The following is a 23740-nucleotide window of genomic DNA, read 5'->3' on the forward strand; positions in this document are numbered from 1 at the left end:
CCGGCCCCGGGTCAGGAAAGCCACCATCAGGACGTGAGGTGTCCTGATGGTGGCTTTCCTGACGTCGGGAGGGGGAGGGGATGGGGGTGGTGGAGGTGCGGGTCAGCTCTGCGGGGCCGGGGCGAACTGGGCGAGCGCGGCGGCCTCCCCGGCGGCGACCTCGTCGGCCGTGGCCGTCCCGGACGCCCGCACGACCTCGACCCAGGCCGCGATCGACCGCCGTCCGATCTCCGGTCCCTGCGGGCCGCTCTCGACCCCCGACGGGTCCGGGTGACCGGTCAGGTGCAGATCCAGCGCGAGCAGGCTGTGGTCCCAGCCGGGGCCGACGTAGAGCGCGCCTGCGCCGCCGCCGGCGAAGGCGACCGGGACGGTGTGCTCCAGCTCCACGGCGGTGCGGTCGGCGTCGAGGGCGGTGAGGCGCAGGGCGACGATGCTGGCGGCGTCGCCCCAGGTGACCCGGAGCAGGCGGGGCGCGTCGCAGGTGAGGATCTCGCCGCCGGCGTTGCCCTCGGTCTGGAAGGTGCCCCCGAGCCGCAGGTCGCCGGTGACCGGCAGGAACCACCGGCGCAGGCGGTCGGGGGCGGTGAGGGCGTCCCACACGTCGGCGGCGTCGGCGGTGTACTCGCGGCGCAGGAGCACGGCGACGACGTCGCCGCCCTCCGGGGCGGTGTCGGCCGCCTTGAGCTGGACCTCGCGGTGGATCGCGGCCAGCTGGCCGGCCACGTCGATCTCGGACATGGGTGGTCCCTTCCCCGTCGGGCGGGCGGTGTCGTGGGCGTGCGGGAGCGCGGCTCGGCGGGCGGCGCGGTGGCCGCGGGCGAGCTCGGTGGCCAGCGCGGACAGCCGCTGCGACCAGAAGGCGAGCGAACGGCGGTCGGGTGCGGCCACGCCGGAAAGCTATCGGCTCCAGCTTATATAAGTCAATGCCGAAATACAGGGTCAGGTCCGGGGCAGCGGGACGCCGCGGATGCTCGCGTCGAGCAGCTGCACCGGGTGCAGCAGCGGCACGGTGTCGAGGCCGAGGTGCTTGCCGATCTGCAGCAGGCAGCCCGGGTTCGCGGTGACCACGACGTCCGGGCGCACCGACCGCACGTTCTCGGCCTTGCGCGCGCCCAGATCGGCGGCGGCGTCGGGGAAGAGGAGGTTGTAGATGCCGGCCGAGCCGCAGCACAGCGCGGCCTCCGGGATGTCGACCAGCTCGACGCCCGGCACGCCGCGCAGCACCGCCCGCGGCTGCTCGCGCACGCCCTGGGCGTGCCCGAGGTGGCAGGCGTCGTGGTAGGCGACCCGACCCGGCACCGGGTGCCGCGGGGCCTGCGGCTCGCCGTCGGCCAGCACCTCGTGCACGTCGCGCACCCGGGCGCTGAACGCCTCCGCCCGCGACGCCCACTCCGGGTCGTCGGCGAGCAGGTGGCCGTACTCCTTCATCGACGAGCCGCAGCCGGCCACGTTCGTCACGATCGCGTCCACGGCCAGCGGCTCGAACCGGGCGATCGTGCGCTTCGCCCGCCCGAGGGCGCTGTCCTCGCGGCCGGCGTGCAGCTCCAGGGCGCCGCAGCACTGCTGGTCGCGCGGGACGACGACGTCGTAGCCCTCCGCGGCGAGCACCCGCACGGTGGCCTCGTTGACGCGGTGGAAGAACACGTCCTGCACGCACCCGGACAGCAGCGCGACCGCGCCGCGCCGGGGGCCGGCGGCGGGGGTGGACACCGGCAGCCGGGCGAAGGCGTCGCGCACCGCGACCGGCGGCAGCAGCGACTCCATCGCCGCCAGCCTCCCGGGCAGCTTCGCGGCGAGCTTCGCGACCGCCGGGATCCGGCGCAGCCGCTGGTAGAGCGCGCCGGGCAGCGCCGCGGCCCGGAGCCTGCGCCGGTAGGGGAACAGGCTGAAGATCGCGTCGCGGAACAGCCGGTCGCCCGTGTCGCGCTCGACGTTGCGCTCGATCTGCGGGCGCACCGACTCGAGCAGCCGGTCGTACTGCACCCCGGACGGGCACGCGGTCACGCAGGCCATGCAGCCCAGGCACTGGTCGATGTGCTCGGTGAACGGCCCGTCCAGGGCGATCTCGCCCTTCGCCGCCAGGTCCATGAGGTAGATCCGGCCGCGCGGGGAGTCCATCTCCTCGCCCCACAGCTGGTAGGTGGGGCAGGTGGGCAGGCAGAACCCGCAGTGCACGCAGTCGTCGAGCAGCTCGCGCTCCGGCGGGCGCCGGTCGTCGAAGGAGCTCGGCGCGGTCTGCGGCAGGTTGGTCTCGGCCGATCCGGCGGGAGTGGTCACGGGGCTCCTTGGATCCAGGGGCTGAACCGGCCGGGCCCGAACCGGCCCTCGGGGTCGAGCTCGCGCTTGAGGGCGGTCAGCACGGCCAGCGCCGACAGCGGCGGGCCCCAGCCGGGCAGGCCGGCCCCATCGGGCCGGCGGCGCAGCACCGACGTGCCGCCTGCCTCGTGCACGAGGCCGTGGGCCTCGACGACCGCGTCGACGGGCAGTTCGACGGTGGCCGCACCGCTGCCCAGCCCGGCCGTCGCGGTGCGCCACCGCAGCCGGGACAGCAGGTCGGGGAGGCGGCTGGGGCGGGCCCCGATGCGCAGCACGGCGCCCTCGGCCGAGCCCCGCACGAGCCCGGCGTGCCGCTCCCACACGTCGTCGGGGGTGTCGGCGGCCTCCGGCCCGAGCAGCTCGCGGATGCGCTCGGCGCGGGCGGGGAGGGCGTCGCGGGTGCCCTCCAGGCGCACCAGCAGCCGGCCGCCGTCGTCGGAGACCCACTCCAGGGCGGCGGGCTCGTACGGGCCGCCGAGGATCCGCGCGGCCCGCTCGCCGGCGCCCTCCAGCGGGCAGGGCAGCGCGATCGTGGTGCTCGCCCGGGGCACCGGGTGCAGCCGCAGCACCACCTCGGCCAGCACGCCGAACGCGCCGTATGAGCCGTGCAGCACCTTGGCCAGGTCGTAGCCGGCCACGTTCTTGATGACGTGCCCGCCGCCGCGCGCCACCGACCCGTCGGCCAGCACGATCGTCACGCCGATGACCAGGTCGCGCAGGGATCCGAAGACCAGCGCGGCCGGCCCGGCGTCCGCGGTGGCGACCAGACCGCCCACGGTGGCCCCGTCGGCCACCCGGGCGGCGTCGAACGAGACGTGCTGGCCGTGCGGGGACAGCTCGTCCTGCAGCGCGCGCAGCGGGGTGCCGGCGCGCACCGCCACCGTCATGTCCCCGGGGTTGTGGGTGATGACACCGGTCAGGCCGGTGGTGTCGAGCACGGTGTCGACCGGGTCGAGGTCGCCGGCCCAATCGGCCGCGGTGCCCGCCCCGGCGATCGCGATCGGGCCCGCGGTGTCGAGGACGGCGTCGCGCACCGCCTTCAGGTCGGTCGGGCGGACGCTCGTCGAACCGGTCGTCCCACTCACCGCTCTCCCTCGCTGCGCTCGGTCGGCACTTCGCAGAGGCGCTCTCGATGGTTCGCTCGCAAACCCGCTCACAGCCGCTCGATCACCCCCGCCTCCTCCAGCGCGTGCGGGCGGTACCTCCCGGGCCGCTCCCCGCACAGCCGCGGCGTGGGCAGCACCTTGCCCGGGTTGCAGATGCCCGCCGGGTCGAAGGCCGAGCGGACCCGGCGCATGGTCTCCAGGTCCTCCTCGCCGAACATCTTGGGCATCGAGCAGGCCTTGTCGGTGCCGATGCCGTGCTCACCGGACAGCGAGCCGCCCAGCTCCACGCACAGCTCGGCGATCGCCCCGGACAGGTGCTCGGCGCGCTCGGTCTCCCCGGCGGCGGCGCTGTAGAGCACCAGCGGGTGCAGGTTGCCGTCTCCGGCGTGGAAGACGTTGGCCACCCGCAGGCCGGCCTCGTCGCCCATCTCGGCGATGCGGCCGAGCACCTCGGCGAGCCGGGTGCGCGGGACGACGCCGTCCTGCACGAAGTAGTCGGGGGAGATGCGCCCGACGGCGGCGAAGGCGGCCTTGCGCCCGCGCCAGATCGCCGCGCGCTCCTCCGCGGAGCCCGCGATGTGCAGCCGGGTGCAGCCGTGCCGCTCGCAGATCTCCTTGACCTGCTCGAACTGCACGTCGCACTCGGCCTCGGGGCCGTCGAGCTCGACGACGAGCGCCGCGGGGGTGCCCAGGGTGTAGCCGGCGTGCACGGCCTGCTCGGCGGCCTCGATGGCCAGCGTGTCCATCATCTCCACGGCGGCGGGCACGATGCCGGCCGCGACGACGTCGGAGACGACGTCGCCCGCCGCGGTGACCGACGGGAAGTCGGCCAGCAGCGTGCGCACCGACTCCGGGGTGCGCAGCAGCCGCACGGTGATCTTGGTGGTGATGCCGAGCGTGCCCTCCGAGCCGAGGAACACCCCGCGCAGGTCGGGGCCGGCCTGCTCGCCGCTGTCGCCGCCCAGGGTGACCAGCGAGCCGTCGGGCAGCACCACCTCGCAGGAGAGCACGTGGTTGGTGGTGAAGCCGTACTTGAGGCAGTGCGCGCCGCCGGAGTTCTCCGCGACGTTGCCGCCGATGGTGCACACCTGCTGGCTGGACGGGTCGGGGGCGTAGTAGAGCCCGTGCGGGGCCGCGGCCGCGGTGATCTCCAGGTTGGTCACCCCCGGCTCCACGACGGCCAGCCGGTCGACGGGGTCGACCTCCAGCACCCGCTTCAGCCGGGCCAGGCTGATCACCACCCCGTCGGCGACCGGCAGCGCCCCGCCGGACAGGCCGGTACCGGCGCCGCGGGCCACGAACGGGACGGCGTGCTCGGCGCACACCCGCACCGCCGCGGCGACCTGTGCGGCGTCGCGCGGCAGCAGCACCAGCTCGGGCACCACCCGGTAGCCGGTCAGGCCGTCGCACTCGTAGGCCCGGCAGCGGACCTCGTCGCAGATCACGTCCCGGGGGTCGAGCGCCTCCTCGAAGGCCCGCCGGACCACGCCGTCCAGAGTCATCGGCTCACCCCTCGCGCTCGCTCGGGCCGGGACTGTGCTGGTGCGGAGACTACGTGCCGCACGGGCATCGCGCCCGGCTCCGCGACCCGCCGGCTGGCCGGGTGGAGGGGAAGCGCCCGGTCACCACGACGCCACCGGACCCGCGCCTGCCACCCGGCGATGGCGGGGCCGCCCGAACGGGTGACGCCGCAACCAACTACCGTGGGGGCCCGACGCCGCCGCACTGACCTCGTCCGCGGGCGTCGGACACCGACCCGATCCGGAGGCGACCGTGCGACCTCGACGGTTCCTGGGACCCCGTCGGATCCTGCAGCTGTCCTTGCTGCTGGCCGCGGCCATCGCGCTGCTCCTCGCGCTCACCGGCGCCCTGACTCCCGCCTTCGCGGCCGGCGTCATGGTGCCCTGGTTCGCCCGCCCCTGAGCCCGACGCGGGTCCCGCTGCGTCGTCGCCGGACCGGCCACTGCTCGTAACAGGTGACGCGGTAGGAGGCCCCGAGTCGGCCGGTCAGCGCCGGGCGCCGGGCATCACCGCGGAGACCTCGTCGCCGACCCCCTCCGCCGCGGCCGCGGCCGGCAGGCTGGGCAGCAGACCCGGGAAGCGGGCCTCGACTTCGGCGCGGCCGGTGCCGACGTGCTGGCGGTCGGTCGCCGCGCCGACGTGGTCGCCCCCGGCCTGCTCGCCGCGGCCGCCCTCCCGTCGCTGCGCGAGCGTCGGGGTGCGATCGTCAACGTGACGAGCACGTTCGGCCACCGGCCCGCGCCGGGGGCGGCGCATCGCGGTGCGTCGAAAGCCGCGTTGGAGCACCTCACCCGCAGTTGGGCGCTGGAGCTCGCGGCCGATGGTGCGCGGCTGAACGCGGTCGCTCCCGGTCCGACCGAGAGCGGTGCCCTGGCTGCCGCGGGGCTGTCGCCCGAGGTGGTGGAGCAGGTCAAGCGGGCCGAGGTCGCTCGGGTCCCGCTCGGCAGGCGGGGCGGGCCGGAGGAGGTCGCGGCCTGGGTCGTGCGCCTCGCCGACCCGGCCGCGGGCTGGGTCACCGGGCAGGTGCTGGCGGTGGACGGCGGGATGGCCCTGACCTGATCGGCGCCGGAGCGTCAGGCGGCGAGGGCGGTGCGCAGGCGCTCGCCCGCCGCGACGACCAGCGGCACGGCCCGGCGCAGCGCGGCCGCGTCCATGCGCCCCTCCGGCCCGGAGACCGACAGCGCCACCGCGCCGTGGGCCCCGACCACCGGGACCGCCACGCAGCGCACCCCGGGTTCCTGCTCGCCGTCGTCGGTGGCGTAGCCGCGCTCGCGGGTCGCGGCCAGCTCCGCGCGCATGCGGTCCGGGTCGGTGACCGTCGACGGCGTGACCGCGGGCAGCCCGGTGCGGGCCAGCAGCGTCTCCGCCTCGGCCGCGGGCAGTGCGCTGAGCAGCGCCTTGCCCACACCCGTGCAGTGCACCGGCACGCGCCGGCCGATCTCGGCGAACACCCGCACCGAGTGCGGCGAGGGCACCTGCGCGACGTAGACGGCGTGGTCGCCGTCGAGCACGGCGAGGTTGGCCGTCTCGCCGATGGCCGCGACGAGCTCGGTGAGCGTCGGGGTGGCCCAGCGGCCGAGCATCCGGGTGGCGGAGTCGCCGAGGCGGATGAGCCGCGGTCCGAGCGCGTACCGCCGGGACGGCAGCTGGCGCAGGTAGCCGGCGTGGAGCAGGGTGCGGACCAGGCGGTGGATGGTGCCCGGGGCCAGCCCGGTGCGGCCGGCCAGCTCGGAGACGCCCGCCTCGCCACCGGCGTCGGCGAGCGCTTCGAGCAGGTCGACGCCCCGGGTGAGGGCCTGGACGCCGGAGCTCGGTTCGGTCACCCGGCCGATCCTACGGAAGTTCCACACTGCGGAAAACAGAGTTCGTCTGGTAGAAAATCAGGCGACATCGGTGAAGTCCAGACGAGGACGGTGAGCACGGTGAGCACGGACCTGCGGATCGACCCGGCGCTGCGGGCCTTCGTGGCCGACGAGCTGCTGGTCGGGCTCGATCTGGAACCCGACGGCTTCTGGTCGGTCCTGGCCGAGCTGCAGCAGCGGTTCGCGCCCCGGATCGCCGCGCTGCTGGCCAAGCGCGACGAGTTCGCCCGCCAGATCGACGCCTGGCACCGCGAGCACCGCGCGGGCGACCCGGCCGAGTACGAGTCCTTCCTGAACTCGATCGGCTACCTGGTCTCCCCGGCCCAGCCGCGGCTGACCGTGACGAACGTCGACGACGAGATCGCCACCGTCCCGGGCCCGCAGCTGGTGGTCCCGGCCACCGTGCCGCGCTACGCCCTGAACGCCGCGAACGCCCGCTGGGGCTCGCTCTACGACGCCCTCTACGGCACCGACGTGCTGTCCCTCGACGACATCGAGCCCGGCTACCAGCTCGGCTCGGGCTACGACGAGCGCCGCGGCGCCCAGGTCATCGCCGAGGCCGACCGCCTGCTCGACGAGCTCTTCCCGCTGGCCGCGGGCGGCCACGGCGACGCGACGGCCTACGCCGTGCGCGACGGCGCGCTGGTGGTGCGCACCGCGGCGGGGGAGACGGGCCTGGCCGACCCCGCGCAGTTCGCCGGCTCCACCGGGGACGCCGACGCACCCACCGCCGTCCTGCTTCGGCGCAACGGCCTGCACGTCGAGCTGACCGTCGACGCCGAGCACCGGGTGGGCCGCCAGCACCACGCAGGCGTCGCCGACGTCGTGCTGGAGTCGGCGATCACCACGATCGTCGACCTCGAGGACTCGGTGGCCACCGTGGACGGCGAGGACAAGGCGCACGCCTACCGCACCTGGCTGGGGCTGATGACCGGCGCGCTCACCGCCACCTTCGAGAAGGGCGGGAAGACGGTCGAGCGCGCGGTGCACGGCGACCGCACCTACACCGCCCCCGACGGCTCCGAGCTGGTGCTGCCGGGCCGCTCGTTGATGCTGGTGCGCAACGTCGGCCACCACATGAGCACCGACGCCGTGCGCGCCGCCGACGACCAGCCGGTCGCCGAGGGCGTGCTGGACGCGCTGGTCTGCGCCACCGCCGCCCTGCACGACCTGCGGGGGCTGGGCCGCTACCGCAACTCCCGCTCCGGCTCGGTCTACATCGTCAAGCCCAAGCAGCACGGGCCCGACGAGGTCGCGCTGACCGCGGAGCTCTTCGGCGCCGTCGAGCAGGCCCTCGGCCTGGACCACGGCACCCTCAAGATCGGGATCATGGACGAGGAGAAGCGCACCTCGCTGACCCTCGACGCCTGCATCGCCGCCGCCCAGGACCGCTGCATCTTCGTCAACACCGGGTTCCTGGACCGCACCGGCGACGAGATCCACACCGACTTCGAGGCCGGGCCGGTGGTCCGCAAGAACGACATGAAGTCCACCGCGTGGCTCGCCGCCTACGAGGACCGCAACGTCGACGTGGCCCTCGCCGCCGGGTTCGAGGGCAAGGCGCAGATCGGCAAGGGCATGTTCGCCAAGCCGGCCGCCATGGCCGAGCTGCTGGCCACCAAGGGCGCCCACCCGCAGGCCGGCGCGAACTGCGCCTGGGTGCCCTCGCCGACCGCGGCCACCGTGCACGCCCTGCACTACCTGCGCACCGACGTGCTGGCCCGGCAGAAGGAGCTGGCCGGTCGGCGGACCGACCGGCGCCAGCTGCTGGTCGTGCCGGTGCTCGACCGCGAGCTGACCGCCGACGAGCGCCGCCACGAGCTGGAGACCAACGCCCAGTCGATCCTGGGCTACGTGGTGCGCTGGGTCGGGCTGGGGATCGGCGCCTCCACGGTGCCCGACCTGGAGGGCGTCGGGCTGATGGAGGACCGGGCCACGCTGCGCATCTCCAGCCAGCTCATCGCCAACTGGCTGCACCACGGCCTGGTCACCGAGGACGAGGTGCGCGAGACCTTCGCCCGGATGGCCGCGCTCGTCGACGAGCAGAACGCCGGGGAGCCCGGCTACCGGCCCATGGCGGAGGACCTCGAGGGCAGCGAGTCGTTCCAGGCCGCGCTGGAGCTGGTGTTCTCCGGGCGCGCCGAGCCCAACGGCTACACCGAGCGGGCGCTGACCGGCTGGCGGCAGAAGGCGAAGGCGCGTGCGTGAGAGCGGGTCGACGGGTGAGTATGCCGGTGTGCAGACCACCTTCGACCTGCGCCCCACGCCCTTCGACCACCCGCTCGCGCTGGAGATGATCGACGAGCTGCAGCGGTTCTACCAGCAGCGCTACGGCGACGAGGGCGACGTGACCCCGGTGAGCACCACCGATTTCGCCCCGCCGCGCGGCCACTTCGTCATCGGGTGGTCCGACGGCGAGCCCGTGGCCTGCGGGGGCTGGCGCGCCCGCGACGGCGGCGACGAGCCGGCCCTGCGCCCCGGCGACGCCGAGCTCAAGCGCATGTACGTGCGGGAGACCCATCGCGGACGCGGGTTCGCCCGCGCGCTGCTCGCCGAGCTGGAGCGCACCGCGGCCGCCGCCGGGCGGCTGCGGTGCGTGCTGGAGACCGGGACCGCCCAACCCGAGGCGATCGCGTTGTACACCAGCGCCGGCTACCGGCCGATGCCGAACTTCGGCACCTACCGCGACTACCCGAACAGCCGGTGCTTCGCCAAGACGATCGACATGATCGGCCGTTCAGACCAGTAGTCCGCCGCATCCGGGGACGCCGCGGACACGATCGCGCTTCCTGTGGCGCCGACTGTCCACTTCGCGCAAGATTCGCGCACGCGACGGTGCGGGAGGGGTGGGTGGGCATCATGGTGCTGGCGCAGACCGATCTGCGATTGGACGTCTCGGCACTCGACTACGTGCTCGTGATGTTCTACTTCGTGCTGGTCCTGGGCATCGGGTTCATCGCCCGCCGGTCCATCTCGTCCAGCCTGGACTTCCTGCTCTCCGGCCGGTCGCTACCGGCGTGGGTGACCGGGCTGGCGTTCGTCGCGGCCAACCTGGGCGCGATCGAGCTGATCGGGATGACCGCCAACGGCGCCCAGTACGGCATCCCGACCGTGCACTACTACTGGATCGGCGCCATCCCGGCGATGGTGTTCCTGGGCATCGTGATGATGCCGTTCTACTACGGCAGCAAGGCCCGCAGCGTCCCGGAGTTCCTGCGGATGCGGTTCAACACCACCACCCAGCGGGTCAACGCGGTGAGCTTCGCGCTGGCCTCGGTGCTGATCGCCGGGGTCAACCTGTTCTCGCTCGGGCTGGTGCTCGAGGCGCTGCTGGGCTGGTCGCTGCAGCTGGCGATCCCGATCGCCGCGCTGGTGGTGCTGAGCTACACCTTCCTGGGCGGGCTGTCGGCGGCCATCTACAACGAGGTGCTGCAGTTCTTCGTGATCCTGGCGCTGCTCATCCCGCTGACGGTGGCCGGGCTGGCCCGGGTCGGCGGGTGGAACGGGCTGCAGCAGCGGATCACCGAGGTCGGCGGGTCCGAGGAGCTGTCGTCCTGGCCGGGCACCACGCTGACCGAGATCCCGAACGCGTTCCTGTCGGTGCTGGGCATCGTGTTCGGGCTCGGGTTCGTGCTGTCCTTCGGCTACTGGACGACGAACTTCGCCGAGGTGCAGCGGGCCCTGTCGGCCAAGAGCATGTCCGCGGCCCGGCGCACCCCGATCATCGCGGCGTTCCCCAAGGCGCTGATCCCGCTGGTGATCGTGATCCCCGGCATGATCGCCGCGGTGCTGGTGCCCCAGCTGACCACCCTGAAGGCCGGCGGCGAATCCGACGTCACCTACAACAACGCGCTGTCGCTGCTGATGGGTGAGGTGCTGCCGAACGGCATCCTGGGGGTGGCGGTCGCGGGGCTGCTGGCCGCGTTCATGGCCGGCATGGCGGCCAACGTCAGCTCGCTGAACACGGTGTTCACCTACGACATCTGGCAGGACTGGATCCGGCCCGGCCGCGAGGACGCCTACTACCTGCGGGTGGGCCGGGCGGTCACGGTGGCCGGCTGCGTGCTGGCGATCGGCACCGCGTTCATCGCCGGCAGCTACCAGAACCTGATGGACTACATCCAGTCGCTGTTCAGCTTCTTCAACGCCCCGCTTTTCGCGATCTTCATCCTGGGGCTGTTCTGGAAGCGCATGTCCGGAACGGCGGGCTGGACGGGGCTGGTCGCCGGGACGCTGGCCGCGATCGTGGTCGACGTGCTGGTGCGCACCGGGGTGCTGGCGGTCTCGGCGCAGGCCGGGGCGTTCATCGGGGCCAGCGCGGCGTTCGTGTTCGGCATCGCCGTCGCCTCGGTGGTCACCATGGTCACCGCGCCCAAGCCGGAGGCCGAGCTGGTCGGGCTGGTCTGGCAGCTGACCCCGAAGGAGAGCCGCAGCCACGAGACCACCGGCGAGGACGCCGGCTGGTACCGCTCGCCCGCGCTGCTGGGCGGCATGGTGATCGCCCTGACCGTCGTGCTCTACCTGCTGGTCCCGTGATCCCGGTCGGCGAGGAGGAGAAGAGATGAAGGCGTCGACCTTGGCGGCCCTGTTCGACCTGCGATCGGTGATCGCGCTGCTGTTCGGGGTCTACGGGCTGGTGCTGACCCTGCTCGGGGCGCTGGGCACCGGCCCGGCCGACCTGGACAAGGCAGGCGGCGTCCACCTGAACCTGTGGACCGGGATCGCCATGCTGGCCGTGGCGGCCGGGTTCGTGCTGTGGGTGTGGCTGCGCCCGCCCGTCGTGGCCGCGCCCTCGGAGCCGTCCGACGACACCGACGCGCGCCCGGGCGGCCATTGAGGTGGGTGGCTGAGCGGTTCGGACCCCGACGTGGAACGGCCGCGGCCTCGGCATCGAGGTCGCGGGCCGGGAGTCGGGCCGAGCCGTCCGGCTCAGCGGTGGTCGGAGTGCACGTACGGGTTGAAGACGGTCAGGGTCCATGCGTCCAGACGGCGCAGGACGCGGCGGATGCGGGCGGTGGTGTTCTTCTCGGTCATCACGTGAGGTTCAGCGAATCGATCTTCTGGATCGTTCCAGTAGTCGGTCGTGAACCTGCTCACGACGGCCCGTCGGGTAGCGTCGGGGCCAACGACCCGCCCGATTGGTCCGTATCGGCGGGTGACCTCGCGGTGCCGCCGAGCGGTGCCGGCGCGACCGGGCGATGATCGCCCCGCTGTCGCCGCCCTAGGGTGGCTCGTCGCGGAACCCCGACCGACCGCCGGAGGTGGGAGCTTGCTCGCGCTGGTCCTGGCCCACCTCGTGCTGGCGGGACTGCTGCCGATGGTGTCGGCGCGCAGCCGCCCCGCGGCCTTCGCCGTGGCCGCGCTGCCCCCCTCCATCACCCTGCTCTGGGCCTTCTCCCAGACCGGGGCCGCGCTGGGCGCGGGCGTCACGGAGTCGGTGCCGTGGGCGCCGGCCCTCGGGCTCACCCTGTCGTTCCGGCTCGACGCGCTGGCCCTGGTGATGATCATCCTGGTCAGCGGGGTCGGGGCGGTGATCCTGGTCCACTGCATCGGCTACTTCGCCCCCGACTCCCCGCAGGCCACCCGCAGCGCCGCGCTGCTGCTCGCGTTCGCCGGCGCGATGCTCGGCCTGGTGCTGGCCGACGACCTGCTGACCCTCTACGTCTTCTGGGAGCTGACCTCCATCGCGTCGTTCCTGCTGGTCGGGCAGGGCGGCGAGCGCCGCGCCGAGCGGCGGGCCGCGGTCCAGGCGCTGCTGGTGACGGTGTTCGGCGGGCTGGCCATGCTGCTCGGGTTCGTGCTGCTCGGCGAGGCCGCGGGCACCTACCGGATCTCGGAGATCCTGGCCGACCCGCCCCGCGGCGGGCTGGTGACCGTGGCCCTGGTGCTGGTGCTTCTCGGGGCGTTCACCAAGTCCGCCCAGCTGCCGTTCCACCCGTGGCTGCCCGCGGCCATGGTCGCCCCCACCCCGGTGAGCGCCTACCTGCACGCCGCCTCGATGGTGAAGGCGGGCGTCTACCTGGTGGCCCGGCTCTCGCCCGGCTTCGCCGACCTGCCCGTGTGGTGGGGGCCGGTCGTGGTGGTCGGCCTGGGCACGATGCTGGTCGGCGGCTGGCGGGCGCTCGCCGAGACCGACCTCAAGAAGCTGCTCGCGTTCGGCACCGTCAGCCAGCTCGGGTTCCTGATGGTGCTGCTCGGCGCGGGCCAGCGGACCGCCGCGCTGGCCGGGACGGCGATGCTGCTCGCGCACGCCCTGTTCAAGGCCCCGCTGTTCCTCGCCGTGGGCACGATCGACCACGCCACCGGCACGCGCGACCTGCGCAAGCTCTCCGGCCTGCGAACTGCCCTGCCCGGCACGGCCATCGCCGCGACGCTCGCCGCGGCCTCCATGGCGGGCGTGCCGCCGCTGCTGGGCTTCGTGGGCAAGGAGGCCGCCTTCGAGGCCTTCGTCTCCGAGGGCGGCGCCCGCGGGTACCTGCTGGCGTTCGGGGTGCTCGCCGGGTCGGTCCTGACCGTGGCCTACAGCGCCCGGTTCCTGTGGGGCGCGTTCGCCGCCAAGCCCGGCGTCGAGCCGACCGCGGTGCGCCACCCGCCGGGAGCCCTGCTCACCGGACCGATCTGGCTGTGCGCCCTCGCCGGGCTCCTGCTCGGCACGGCGTACGTGCTCGTCGACCTGCTGACCGAGCCCTACTCCGCGCTCTACCCCGACGAGCACGGCTACCACCTGGCGCTCTGGCACGGCTTCAACGTCCCGCTGCTGTTCACCGCGATCGCCCTCGGCGGCGGGCTGCTGCTGCACCGCGCCCGCGGCACCGTCGACGCGCTGTCGCACCACAGCCCGGTCGACGCGCAGCGCGGCTACCGGGCCACCGTCGAAGGCGTCAGCCGCCTCGCGGTCGCGGTCACCGGACGGCTGCAGGCCGGCTCGCTGCCGCTCTACCTGGGCGCCATCCTGGTCACGTTCGTGCTGCTGCCGGGGGTGGCCGCCGTGCTCGCCGGGCAGTGGCCCGTCGACCAACTGGTCTACGACTCCGTGCTTCAGGTGCCGCTGGCGCTGGTCGTCGTGGTCGCCGCGCTGGCGCTCACCCGGTCGCACCGCCGGTTCACCGCGGTCCTGCTCGTCGGCGTCATCGGCTACGGGGTCGGCGGGCTGTTCATCGTCGACGGCGCCCCCGACCTGGCGCTGGCCCAGTTCCTGGTGGAGACGCTGTCGCTGGTGGCGTTCGTGTTCGTGCTGCGCAGGCTGCCCTCGCACTTCACCGAGCGGCGGGCCACCCTGCGCTCGCGGCTGCCCCGGCTCGTCATCGCCGCCGTCGGCGGCCTCACCGTCGCGGGCATCGCCGTCGTGCTGTCCGCGGCGCGCGTCGGGCCGGCGGCGGTCAGCGCGGAGTTCGTCCGGTTGGCCCCGGCCGAGGCCGGGGCGACCAACGTGGTCAGCGCCATCATCGTCGACTTCCGGGCCCTGGACACCGTCGGCGAGATCGGGGTGCTGTTCATCGCCGCGGCCGGGGTGAGCAGCCTGGTCCTGGCCACCCGGTACGACACCCGGCGCAAGCGCCGCTCCGGCGGCGACGAGGTCCGCAGCGGCCAGAACGACCCGGAGCACGAGCGGGAGGTGTTGTGATGGCCGAGCCCGACCGGGCCGACCCCGACCCGGAGCAGGCCTGGGACGGGCCGCGCCAGCCGTGGCTGCTCAACGGCGACTGCCGGGGCCCGCGGCACCGCTCGCTGCTGCTGGAGATCACCACGCGGGCCGTCTTCCCGACCGTGCTGGTGTTCTCGGTCTACCTGCTCCTGGTCGGCCACTACGGCCCCGGCGGCGGGTTCTCCGCCGGGCTGGTCGCCGGGCTGGCGTTCGTGCTGCGCCACATCGCCGGCGGCGGCGGCGACCTGGGCTCCGGCCGGGCGGTGCGCCCGCCCACGGTCATCGGCGCGGGCATGGCGGTGGGCGTGGTCAGCGCGCTGCTGCCGCTGGCGTTCGGCCTGCGGGTGCTGGAGTCGGCCAAGCTCGGCGCGGCGCTGCCGGTGCTCGGCGCGGTCGAGGTGCAGACCAGCCTGTTCCTCGAGGTCGGGGTGTACCTGCTGATCGTCGGGGTGGTGCTCGAACTGCTGCGCTCGCTGGGTTCGGGCATCGAGCGCGACCTCGAGGAGTCGGGGGAGCGGGCCAGGCAATGATCATCATCCCGACCATCAACCTGACCATGGCCGCGACGATCGCCGTGCTCTACGCCGTGGGCTTCTACCTGCTGCTCTCGCGGTCGCTGATGCGCGTCCTCATCGGCGTGGTGGTGCTCGGCCACGCCAGCAACCTGCTGCTGCAGCTGGCCGGGGGCCCGCCCGCGCGCCCGCCGATCATCGGCACCGACCCGGCGGCGATGGCCGACCCGCTGCCGCAGGCGCTCGCGCTGACCGCCATCGTGATCACCTTCGCGCTGACCACCTTCCTGCTCGCGCTGGGCTACCGCTCGTTCGTGCTGGTCGGCCACGACGAGGTGCAGGACGACGTGGAGGACCGCCGCATCGGCGGGCAGAAGGCCGACCCGGTGGCCCTGGAGTCCGCCGACGACGACCCGCCCGACGACTCCGACGACCCCTCGTCCGACCGCATCGCGAGCACCGACGACGACGTCGAGGCCGCCGCCACCGGCGAGCGGGAGCGGCCGTGAGCGCGGGGATGAGCACCGTCATCACGCTGCCGGTGCTGCTGCCGATGCTCGGCGCCGCGGTCACCGTCGTCTTCGCGCGCTCGCCGGTGCTGCAGCGCGTCGTCGGCGTGGTGGTGCTGGCCGTGGTGGCCGCGCTGGCCGGGGTGCTGCTCGTGGTGGCCGATGGGTCCGGACCCGTGGTCGCCGAGCTCGGCGGCTGGGCGGCCCCGGTGGGCATCGCGCTGGTCGCCGACCGGCTCTCCGCGCTGCTGCTGCTGGTCTCGACGCTGGTCACGCTGGCCGTGCTGGTGTACGCGATCGACCAGCGCATCGCCGACTACGGCCGCGGCACCGCCAGCACCACGTTCCACCCGATGTACCTGATGCTCTCGGCCGGGGTGTCGCTGGCCTACCTCACCGGCGACCTGTTCACCCTGTTCGTGGCGTTCGAGGTCATGCTGACCGCCTCCTACGTGCTGATCAGCCGGCGCACCACGGCCACCCGCGTCCGCGCCGGGATGACCTACGTGACGGTCAGCCTGATGTCCTCGCTGCTGTTCCTGACCGCCATCGCGATGGTCTACGCGGCCACCGGCACGGTGAACCTGGCCGACCTGGCCGGCCGGATGGACGCGCTGCCCGCCGAGCTGCGCACCGTCCTGGGCCTGATGCTGCTGGTCGTCTTCGGGATCAAGGCGGCGATCGTGCCGCTGCATTTCTGGCTGCCCGACAGCTACCCCAACGCGCCCGGCCCGGTCGCCGCGCTGTTCGCCGGACTGCTCACCAAGGTCGGCTTCTACGCGATGCTGCGCACCCAGACGCTGCTGTTCAGCCGCGACGAGCCGTGGACGCTGATGCTCGTGCTCGCGGTGGCCACCATGCTGATCGGGGCGCTGGGCGCGCTGGCCCAGAACGACCTCAACCGGTTGCTGTCGTTCCTGCTGGTCAGCCACATCGGGTTCATGCTGTTCGGGCTGGCCGTGTTCGACGCCGAGTCGGTGGGGGGCGCCGCGCTCTACGCCGCCCACCACATCACGGTGCTGGCCACGCTGTTCCTGGTCAGCGGTCTGATCACGCGCCGGACCGGCACCGTGGCGCTCGACCAGATGGGCGGGCTCGTGGGCACCGCGCCCGGGCTGGCGGTGCTGTTCGTGATCCCGGCGCTGACCCTGGCCGGCATCCCGCCCACCGCCGGGTTCGTGGCCAAGCTCGCCCTGCTGGAGGCCGGGGTCGGCGCCGGGTCCGGCCCGGTCGCGGTGGCCGGCGTGGTGATCGTGGCCAGCCTGCTCACCCTCGTCGCGCTCGTGCGGGTGTGGGTGCGGGTGTTCTGGGGCGAGCCGCGCCCCGCGCTGCCCGACGACGACCCCGACGACGAGGTCGTGGTCGGCACCGCGGCGACGGCGGCCCCGATGTACGCCGCCACCGCGGGTCTGGTGGCGGTGAGCCTGGCGATCTCGGTGTTCGCCGGACCGCTCACCGCGATGACCGACCGGGCGGGCGTCGACCTGCTCGACCGCGGGCCGTACCGCGTCGCCGTGCTGGGGGACGCGCCGTGAGCGACAGCCCGAACGGCCGCCCGAACGGTCGCCCCGCGCGCGCAGGCTGGCGCGACCGGCTGCCCCGGATCGGCTGGTTGACGCTGGTGTGGGTGCTGCTGTGGGGCACCTTCACGGTGCAGACGGTCGTCGGCGGGGTGCTCGTGGCGCTGGTCGTGACCCTGCTGTTCCCGATGCCCCCGGCCACCGACCCGATCCCGGTGCGCCCGCTGCGCGTGCTCGGCCTCGTCGTCTTCCTGGCCTACGACCTCGTGGCATCGACACTCGGGGTCAGCTGGCAGATCCTGCGCTACGGCCCGCGGGCGCGCGGGACGATCCTGGAGGTGCCGTTGTACAGCTCGTCGGACCGGGTGGCGACGGTGCTGGCCAGCGCGGTGACGCTGTCGCCCGGCACCGCGGTCCTGCACTTCGCCCCCGACCAGGGCGTCTGGTACGCCTACTCGCTCGGTCCGCGCGACGAGGCCGGCGTCGAGCGGGCCCGGCGCCAGGCGCTCGACATGCAGCGGCGGGTGCTGGCGGCGTTCGGCACGCCCGAGGAGCAGGCCCGCGCCGCGGCCGGGGAGGGGGAGCGGTGAACGCCGTCTACGTCGTCGTGCTCGGGGTGCTCGCGGCGGCCGGGGCGCTGACCCTGGTCCGACTGCTGCGCGGGCCCGACGCCCTCGACCGGATCGTCGCGCTCGACGTGTTCATCGTGCTGATCGTGGCCGCGGCCGCGGTCTACACCGCCTTCTACCGCGACGGGTCGAACATCCCGCTGCTGGCGGCGGTCGCGCTGATCGGGTTCGTCGGCTCGATCACCGCGGCCCGGCTGATCGAGCGGCGGGAGTGGCACCGGTGACCGGGGTGGCCGACATCGTCTCGGCCTGCCTGCTGCTGCTCGGGGCCCTGTCGTGCCTGCTCGGGGCGATCGGCCTGGTGCGGCTGCCCAGCATGCTCTCCCGGCTGCAGGCCGCCACCAAGCCGCAGACCCTCGGGCTGTTCCTGATACTGGCCGGCACGGCGATGCGGGTGCCCACCGACAGCGCGGTGACCCTGCTGCTGGTGGCGCTGTTCCAGGTGATCACCGCGCCGGTGATCTCGCAGCTGGTGGGGCGCTCGGCCTACCGCAGCGGAGCCGTGCGCCCCGAGGTGCTGGTCGTCGACGAGCTGGCCGAGCGGGGTCGCCGCGCCCCGGAGCCGCCGCCCCAATAGGCTGCCCTGCCGTGCCCGTCTACGCGCTCGGCGACGACGAACCCGACATCCACCCCGACGCCTACGTCCACCCGGACGCCGTGGTGATCGGCAACGTGCGGATCGGGGCCGAGTCGTCGGTGTGGCCGACCGCCGTCCTGCGCGGTGACGAGGGCCGCATCGAGGTCGGCGAGCGGACCAGCATCCAGGACGGCACGATCGTGCACTGCACCCGGCGCGAGCCGACGATCATCGGATCGCGGGTGACCGTCGGGCACAACGTGCACATCGAGGGCGCCACCATCGGCGACGACGCGCTGATCTCGTCCGGGTCGGTGGTGCTCAACGGGGCCAGCGTCGGCGCGGGCGCGGTGGTCGCGGCCGGCGCGGTGGTCGCGCCCGGCTTCGAGCTGCCCGCCCGCCGGATGGCGCTGGGCGTGCCGGCGCGGGTCCGCGAGGGCCACGAGGTCGCCGAGGGCCGCAGCGCCGGGGCCGTGGCGTCCTACGTCGCCCGCGGCAAGCGGTTCCGCGCCGAGCTGCGCCGGCTGCCCGACTGACCGTTCCGCTCCCTGCTCCAGACCGAACGACCCGAGGAGATCCCATGGCCCGTCCGTTGCACGAGGTGGTCGAGGCGGGGTGGGCCCAGGCGCTGGAACCGGTCGCCCCGGTCATCGCCGAGATGGGCGAGTTCCTGCGCGCCGAGATCGCCGCCGGCCGCCGCTACCTGCCGGCGGGCAAGAACGTGCTGCGCGCCTTCACGCAGCCCTTCGACCAGGTCCGGGTGCTGATCGTCGGTCAGGACCCGTACCCCACCCCGGGCCACGCCATCGGGCTGTCGTTCGCGGTGTCGCCCGAGACCCGCCCGGTGCCCCGCTCGCTGGCCAACATCTTCCGCGAGTACTGCGACGACCTCGGCCACCCCATGCCCTCCAACGGCGACCTGACGCCGTGGACCGAGCAGGGGGTGCTGCTGCTCAACAGGGTGCTCAGCGTCGAGCCCGGCAAGTCGGGCTCGCACCGCAACAAGGGCTGGGAGGCGGTCACCGAGCAGGCGATCAAGGCGCTGGTCGCGCGCGACGCCGAACCGCTGGTGGCGATCCTGTGGGGCCGCGACGCGGCCAACCTCACCCCGTGGCTGACCGACGTGCCGATCGTGGCCTCGGCGCACCCGAGCCCGATGTCGGCCGACCGCGGGTTCTTCGGCTCGCGCCCGTTCAGCCGGGTCAACGCGATGCTGGAGGAGATCGGCGGCGACCCCGTCGACTGGAAGCTCCCCTGACGGGGGTGGACGCCGAAGAGCCCGGGGCGGCGAGGCCGGCCCGGGCTCTTCGGGGTCTGCGGTCAGGCGCGGGCGACCTTGCCCGCCTTGAGGCAGGAGGTGCACACGTTCATGCGGCGGCGGTTGCCCCCACCAGCCGCGGCGCGCACGGTCTGGATGTTGGGGTTCCACCGGCGGTGGGTACGGCGGTGCGAGTGCGAGACGGACATGCCGAAGCCCGGACCCTTGCCGCAGACGTCGCAAACGGCAGCCACGTCGGACACTCCTCGGGATAGACGATCTAGAATGCCGGGCCGCCCCGGTCGCGATGCCAGGGAACCCGTGTCGACTGGTCAGAGTACCCGCGCCGCCGTGGGGCCCGCACACCGCCCGGTCGCTACCCTCGCCGACGTGCCCCCGACCCTGGATTCCGCGCTGCTCACCGGCTGGGTGCGGGCCGCCACCCAGGCCCTGGAGCGGCACCGGGCCGAGATCGACCGGATCAACGTCTTCCCGGTCCCCGACGGCGACACCGGGACGAACCTGCTGCTCACCATGCGCTCGGCGGCCGATGCCGTGCCCCCCGCGGCGGCCGCCCGGCCGCCCTCCGGCGACCCCGAGCGCACCAGCACGGTGGCCGACGCGCTGGCCGCCGGCGCGCTGCGGGGGGCACGGGGGAACTCCGGGATCATCCTGTCCCAGGTGCTGCGCGGGGTCGCCGAGGCGGTCGCCGCCGTCGGCGGGCAGGCGGGTGGGGGCGGGGTGCTGGCCGACGCCCTCTGCCGGGCGCACCTGCTGGCCACGGCCGCGGTCACCCGGCCCCGGCCGGGCACGGTGCTGTCGGTGCTGGCCGCCGCGGCCCGGGCCGCGGTGACGGCCGGGGCGAGCCGGCTCGACGCGGTCGCCGAGGCGGCCGCCGGGGCCGCGGCCGGGGCGCTGCGCGCCACCACCCGCCAGCTGCCCGAGCTGGCCAGGGCCGGGGTCGTCGACGCCGGCGGGCTGGGCCTCTACGTGGTGCTCGACGCGCTGGCGGCGCTGCTGGGCGGGCGGCCGGGGACCGTCGAGCTGCCGGCCGCAGCGGGCGGGGCGGGCGGGGGCGGGGCGACCTGCCGCGTTCCGGCCCAGGCGACCCCGCGCGAGGCCGACGAGTACGAGGTCATGTTCCTGCTCGACGGCACCGACCAGGCCCGCGTCGACGACCTGCGCGCCGCGCTCGACGGCATCGGCGACTCGGTCGCCGTCGTCGGCGACGGGGTGCCGGGGGGCACCTGGAACGTGCACGTCCACTGCGCCGACGTCGGGGCCGCGATCGAGGCGGGGGTGGCGGCCGGGCGCCCGCACCGGATCAGCGTGGTGCGCTTCGCCGACCCGCCCGCGGCGCCCGCTGCGCGGCCGGCGGGGGCGTTCGAGCGGGAGCGGGCGGTGGTCCTGGTCGTCGGGGCGCCGGAGGTGGCCGAGCTGGCCCGCTCGGCGGGGGCGCACGTCGTCGAGCGCGAGCACGACGGGCCGGTCGAGGTCGAGGTGCTGCGCGCCGCGCTGGCCGGCACCCGGGCCCGCCACGTCGTGCTGCTGCCCGACGACGCCGATCTCACCGAGCCCGCCGAGCGGGCCGCCTCGCTGGCCCGCAAGGAGGGCCAGGAGGTGCTGGTGGTCCCCACGGCCTCGGTGCTGCAGGGGCTGGCCGCGCTGGCGGTTCACGATCCCGACCGCCGGGCGGGCGAGGACGTCGTGGCGATGGCGGAGGCGGCCGCTGGCACCCGCACCGCGGGCCTGCTGGTCGCCGAGTCCGAGGCGCTCACCTGGGTGGGGCGCTGCGAGCCCGGCGACGTGCTCGGCATCTCCGACGGCGAGGTGGTGCTGATCGCGCCCGACCTCGCTGTCGGTGCCCTGTGGTTGGCTCACCGCATGCTCACCGCGGGTGGCGAGATCGTGACCGCGCTGCTCGGCGCCGACGTGGACGACGCCCTGGGCGAGGGGCTGGCGGCCGACCTGCGCCGCACCCACCCCGAGGTCGACGTCGTGGTACACCGGGGCGGTCAGCGCGACTACCCGCTGGTGCTCGGAGTGGAATGAGGATGGCAGTCCGGCGATGACCGCGATCGACGCGCAGATCGACATGGACACGTCGCTGGTCGACGTGATCGGCAAGAAGTCGGCCGACCTGCTGGCCGCCCAGCTGGAGATCGCCACGGTGGGCGACCTCGTGCGCCACTACCCCCGCCGCTACGTCGACCGCGGCAAGCTCACCGACATCGCGGGCCTGGAGCTGGGCGAGCACGCCACCGTGGTCGCCGAGGTCGAGCAGGCCACCCTGCGCCCGATGCGCTCGCGGCGGGGCAACCTGCTGGCCGTGGTCATCCGCGACGACCGCGGCGGCCGGCTGGACTGCACGTTCTTCAACGGCCACAGGCTCAAGAACCTGATCGTGCCCGGCACCCGGGCGCTGTTCGCGGGCAAGGTCGGCACGTTCAACAAGAAGCTCCAGCTCACCCACCCGCAGTTCGAGCCGCTGGACGACGAGGAGTCCATCCGCCCGTTCATCTCGGTCTACCCGGCCACCGGCAAGCTCAGCTCCTGGATCATCGCCCGCTGCGTGCGCCAGGTCCTCGACGTCCTCGACGACCCGACCGACCCGCTGCCCGAGACGCTGCGCCGCCGCGAGGGGCTGGCCGAGCTCGGCAGGGCGCTGCGGCGCATCCACGTCCCGGAGACCGAGGCCGACATCCACGCGGCCAAGCACCGCCTGGTCTGGGACGAGGCGCTGGGCGTGCAGCTGGCCCTGGCGCTGCGCCGCCAGGCCACGGTCTCCCGCCCCGCCCCCGCCTGCCCCCCGGTGCCCGGCGGCCTGCTCGACGCCTTCGACGCGATGCTGCCCTTCACGCTGACCGACGGCCAGCGCGCCGTGGGCGCCGAGGTCTCCGCCGACCTGTCCCGCGACCACCCGATGAACCGCCTCGTGCAGGGCGACGTCGGCGCGGGCAAGACGATCGTCGCGCTGCGGGCGATGCTGCAGGTCGTCGACGGCGGCCAGCAGGCCGCCATGCTGGCGCCGACCGAGGTGCTGGCCGCCCAGCACGCCCGGTCGCTGCGCACCATGCTCGGCGGCCTCGGGCGGGCCGGGGAGCTCGGTGCCGCCGAGCTCGCCACCAAGGTCACCCTGCTGACCGGGTCCCTGGGGGCCAAGGCGCGCCGCGCGGCGCTGCTGGAGGCGCAGTCCGGGGAGGCCGGGATCGTCGTCGGCACGCACGCCCTCATCCAGGACCACGTCGGCTTCGCCGACCTCGGCCTGGTGGTCGTCGACGAGCAGCACCGCTTCGGCGTCGAGCAGCGCGATGCGCTGCGCGGGCGGGGTGAGCGCGCGCCGCACATGCTCGTCATGACGGCCACCCCGATCCCGCGCACCGTCGCGATGACCGTCTACGGCGACCTGGAGGTCTCCACGCTCAGCGAGCTGCCGCGCGGGCGCTCCCCGGTCGCCACCACCGTCGTGCCGCTGGCGGAGAAGCCGCAGTGGTTCGAGCGGGTGTGGCGGCGGGTCCGGGAGGAGGTCGCCGCCGGGCACCAGGCCTACGTGGTGTTCCCGCGGGTGGGCGGCGGCGACAAGGCCGCGGACCTCGACCCGGACGCCGACCTGGTCGACCTCGACACCCCCGACGAGGGCGCCGACGCCGAGGAGGCCGGGCGCCGCGCGCCCCTCGCGGTCCTGGACATCGCGCCGAAGCTCACCGAGGGCGCCCTGGAGGGCCTGCGGCTGGGCATCCTGCACGGCAAGCTGCCGCCCGACGAGAAGGACGCGGTGATGCGGGCCTTCGAGGCCGCCGAGCTCGACGTGCTGCTGGCCACCACCGTCATCGAGGTCGGGGTCGACGTCCCCAACGCCACCGCCATGGTCATCCTCGACGCCGACCGGTTCGGCCTCTCCCAGCTGCACCAGCTGCGCGGTCGGGTCGGCCGCGGCTCGGCGCCGGGGGTGTGCCTGCTGGTCACCGACGTGCCCGAGGGCACCACCACCCGCGAGCGGCTCGACGCGGTCGCCTCCACCACCGACGGCTTCGAGCTGTCCCGGATCGACCTGGAGCTGCGCCGCGAGGGCGACGTGCTCGGGGCGCTGCAGTCCGGGCGGCGCTCGGGGCTGCGGCTGCTCAGCCTGCTCCGCCACGAGGACGTCATCCGCAAGGCGCAGGTCTACGCCACCGACATCGTCGGGCACGATCCCGGCCTGGTCGAGCACCCCGGGCTCGCCGCGCTCGTGGGCGAGACGGTGGGCGACGAGGAGCGCGCGGCCTACCTCGACAAGGTCTGACCG

Annotated in this window: 23 protein-coding genes; 17 read left to right on the plus strand and 6 right to left on the minus strand. The window is 74.4% G+C overall.

What is annotated here, in order from left to right; genetic code table 11:
* Positions 1–102 precede the first annotated feature (102 nt).
* From KDL28_RS04540 to KDL28_RS04555, 4 genes are all read right to left on the minus strand, one after another.
* Positions 103–888 carry an SRPBCC domain-containing protein gene (locus KDL28_RS04540; protein ID WP_252435928.1) on the minus strand — a complete coding sequence of 262 codons (786 nt, stop codon included), beginning with the start codon at positions 886–888 and terminating at the stop codon, positions 103–105.
* 51 nt (positions 889–939) lie between these two features.
* A complete protein-coding gene (locus KDL28_RS04545; protein WP_252435929.1) occupies positions 940–2277 on the minus strand; it encodes a (Fe-S)-binding protein in 1338 nt (445 codons plus the stop codon).
* Positions 2274–3401, minus strand: a complete 1128-nt coding sequence (locus KDL28_RS04550) for an FAD-binding oxidoreductase (protein WP_252435930.1) — start codon at positions 3399–3401, stop codon at positions 2274–2276. The genes KDL28_RS04545 and KDL28_RS04550 overlap by 4 nt, the downstream gene beginning before the upstream one ends.
* Positions 3402–3469: 68 nt before the next feature.
* Positions 3470–4924, minus strand: coding sequence for an FAD-linked oxidase C-terminal domain-containing protein (locus tag KDL28_RS04555; protein WP_252435931.1), 1455 nt, complete (start codon positions 4922–4924; stop codon positions 3470–3472).
* 271 nt (positions 4925–5195) lie between these two features.
* Between KDL28_RS04555 and KDL28_RS04560 the strand changes: the two genes are divergently transcribed.
* On the plus strand, positions 5196–5345 hold the full coding sequence (locus tag KDL28_RS04560; RefSeq protein ID WP_252435932.1) for a hypothetical protein: 150 nt from the start codon (positions 5196–5198) through the stop codon (positions 5343–5345).
* A 210-nt stretch (positions 5346–5555) separates the two neighbouring features.
* Positions 5556–6002 carry an SDR family NAD(P)-dependent oxidoreductase gene (locus KDL28_RS04565; RefSeq protein WP_252435933.1) on the plus strand — a complete coding sequence of 149 codons (447 nt, stop codon included), beginning with the start codon at positions 5556–5558 and terminating at the stop codon, positions 6000–6002.
* Between the two features lie 14 nt (positions 6003–6016).
* Here the strand turns inward: KDL28_RS04565 and KDL28_RS04570 are convergent, their stop codons facing one another.
* Entirely contained in the window at positions 6017–6766 is a 750-nt protein-coding gene (locus KDL28_RS04570) for an IclR family transcriptional regulator (RefSeq protein WP_308215922.1), read from the minus strand.
* A gap of 99 nt (positions 6767–6865) precedes the next feature.
* Here KDL28_RS04570 and KDL28_RS04575 point away from each other — a divergent pair, with 99 nt between their 5' ends.
* The 13 genes from KDL28_RS04575 to KDL28_RS04635 all read left to right on the plus strand — a co-directional run bounded on the left by KDL28_RS04575 (position 6866) and on the right by KDL28_RS04635 (position 19455).
* Positions 6866–9013 carry a malate synthase G gene (locus tag KDL28_RS04575; protein WP_252435934.1) on the plus strand — a complete coding sequence of 716 codons (2148 nt, stop codon included), beginning with the start codon at positions 6866–6868 and terminating at the stop codon, positions 9011–9013.
* A gap of 85 nt (positions 9014–9098) precedes the next feature.
* The gene (locus KDL28_RS04580; protein WP_252436029.1) at positions 9099–9554 is read left to right on the plus strand and encodes a GNAT family N-acetyltransferase; all 456 of its coding nucleotides are present in this window, start codon (positions 9099–9101) and stop codon (positions 9552–9554) included.
* A gap of 107 nt (positions 9555–9661) precedes the next feature.
* Positions 9662–11341, plus strand: a complete 1680-nt coding sequence (locus tag KDL28_RS04585; protein ID WP_252436030.1) for a sodium:solute symporter family protein — start codon at positions 9662–9664, stop codon at positions 11339–11341.
* A 25-nt stretch (positions 11342–11366) separates the two neighbouring features.
* Complete coding sequence (locus tag KDL28_RS04590; protein ID WP_252435935.1) at positions 11367–11642, plus strand: hypothetical protein; 276 nt, start codon at positions 11367–11369, stop codon at positions 11640–11642.
* A gap of 432 nt (positions 11643–12074) precedes the next feature.
* Positions 12075–14429, plus strand: coding sequence for a hydrogen gas-evolving membrane-bound hydrogenase subunit E (gene mbhE, locus KDL28_RS04595; protein ID WP_252435936.1), 2355 nt, complete (start codon positions 12075–12077; stop codon positions 14427–14429).
* Positions 14429–14980: an MnhB domain-containing protein gene (locus tag KDL28_RS04600; protein ID WP_252435937.1), complete on the plus strand. Its 552-nt coding sequence runs from the start codon at positions 14429–14431 to the stop codon at positions 14978–14980. Before mbhE ends, KDL28_RS04600 begins: the two co-directional genes overlap by 1 nt.
* On the plus strand, positions 14977–15471 hold the full coding sequence (locus KDL28_RS04605) for a Na(+)/H(+) antiporter subunit C (RefSeq protein WP_252435938.1): 495 nt from the start codon (positions 14977–14979) through the stop codon (positions 15469–15471). The genes KDL28_RS04600 and KDL28_RS04605 overlap by 4 nt, the downstream gene beginning before the upstream one ends.
* Positions 15472–15479: 8 nt before the next feature.
* Positions 15480–17006: a Na+/H+ antiporter subunit D gene (locus KDL28_RS04610; protein WP_252436031.1), complete on the plus strand. Its 1527-nt coding sequence runs from the start codon at positions 15480–15482 to the stop codon at positions 17004–17006.
* Positions 17003–17581 carry a Na+/H+ antiporter subunit E gene (locus KDL28_RS04615; RefSeq protein WP_252435939.1) on the plus strand — a complete coding sequence of 193 codons (579 nt, stop codon included), beginning with the start codon at positions 17003–17005 and terminating at the stop codon, positions 17579–17581. Before KDL28_RS04610 ends, KDL28_RS04615 begins: the two co-directional genes overlap by 4 nt.
* Complete coding sequence (locus KDL28_RS04620; protein WP_252435940.1) at positions 17578–17844, plus strand: MrpF/PhaF family protein; 267 nt, start codon at positions 17578–17580, stop codon at positions 17842–17844. Before KDL28_RS04615 ends, KDL28_RS04620 begins: the two co-directional genes overlap by 4 nt.
* Before the next feature lie 5 nt (positions 17845–17849).
* The gene (gene mnhG / locus KDL28_RS04625) at positions 17850–18197 is read left to right on the plus strand and encodes a monovalent cation/H(+) antiporter subunit G (protein WP_252436032.1); all 348 of its coding nucleotides are present in this window, start codon (positions 17850–17852) and stop codon (positions 18195–18197) included.
* 11 nt (positions 18198–18208) lie between these two features.
* Positions 18209–18733 (plus strand): gamma carbonic anhydrase family protein, encoded by a 525-nt coding sequence (locus KDL28_RS04630; RefSeq protein ID WP_252435941.1) that lies wholly within the window; start codon positions 18209–18211, stop codon positions 18731–18733.
* Positions 18734–18777: 44 nt separating this feature from the next.
* Positions 18778–19455 carry a uracil-DNA glycosylase gene (locus tag KDL28_RS04635; RefSeq protein ID WP_252435942.1) on the plus strand — a complete coding sequence of 226 codons (678 nt, stop codon included), beginning with the start codon at positions 18778–18780 and terminating at the stop codon, positions 19453–19455.
* Between the two features lie 62 nt (positions 19456–19517).
* On the opposite strand, the gene rpmB is transcribed toward KDL28_RS04635, so the two are convergent.
* Entirely contained in the window at positions 19518–19709 is a 192-nt protein-coding gene (gene rpmB / locus KDL28_RS04640; protein WP_214403073.1) for a 50S ribosomal protein L28, read from the minus strand.
* 136 nt (positions 19710–19845) lie between these two features.
* On the opposite strand from rpmB, the gene KDL28_RS04645 reads away from it, so the two are divergent.
* A complete protein-coding gene (locus KDL28_RS04645) occupies positions 19846–21507 on the plus strand; it encodes a DAK2 domain-containing protein (protein ID WP_252435943.1) in 1662 nt (553 codons plus the stop codon).
* 16 nt (positions 21508–21523) lie between these two features.
* On the plus strand, positions 21524–23737 hold the full coding sequence (gene recG / locus KDL28_RS04650) for an ATP-dependent DNA helicase RecG (RefSeq protein ID WP_252435944.1): 2214 nt from the start codon (positions 21524–21526) through the stop codon (positions 23735–23737).
* The last annotated feature ends 3 nt before the right edge of the window (positions 23738–23740 follow it).

The organism is Pseudonocardia humida (genome assembly GCF_023898865.1).
In the GTDB taxonomy this organism is placed as follows: Bacteria; Actinomycetota; Actinomycetes; order Mycobacteriales; family Pseudonocardiaceae; genus Pseudonocardia; species Pseudonocardia humida.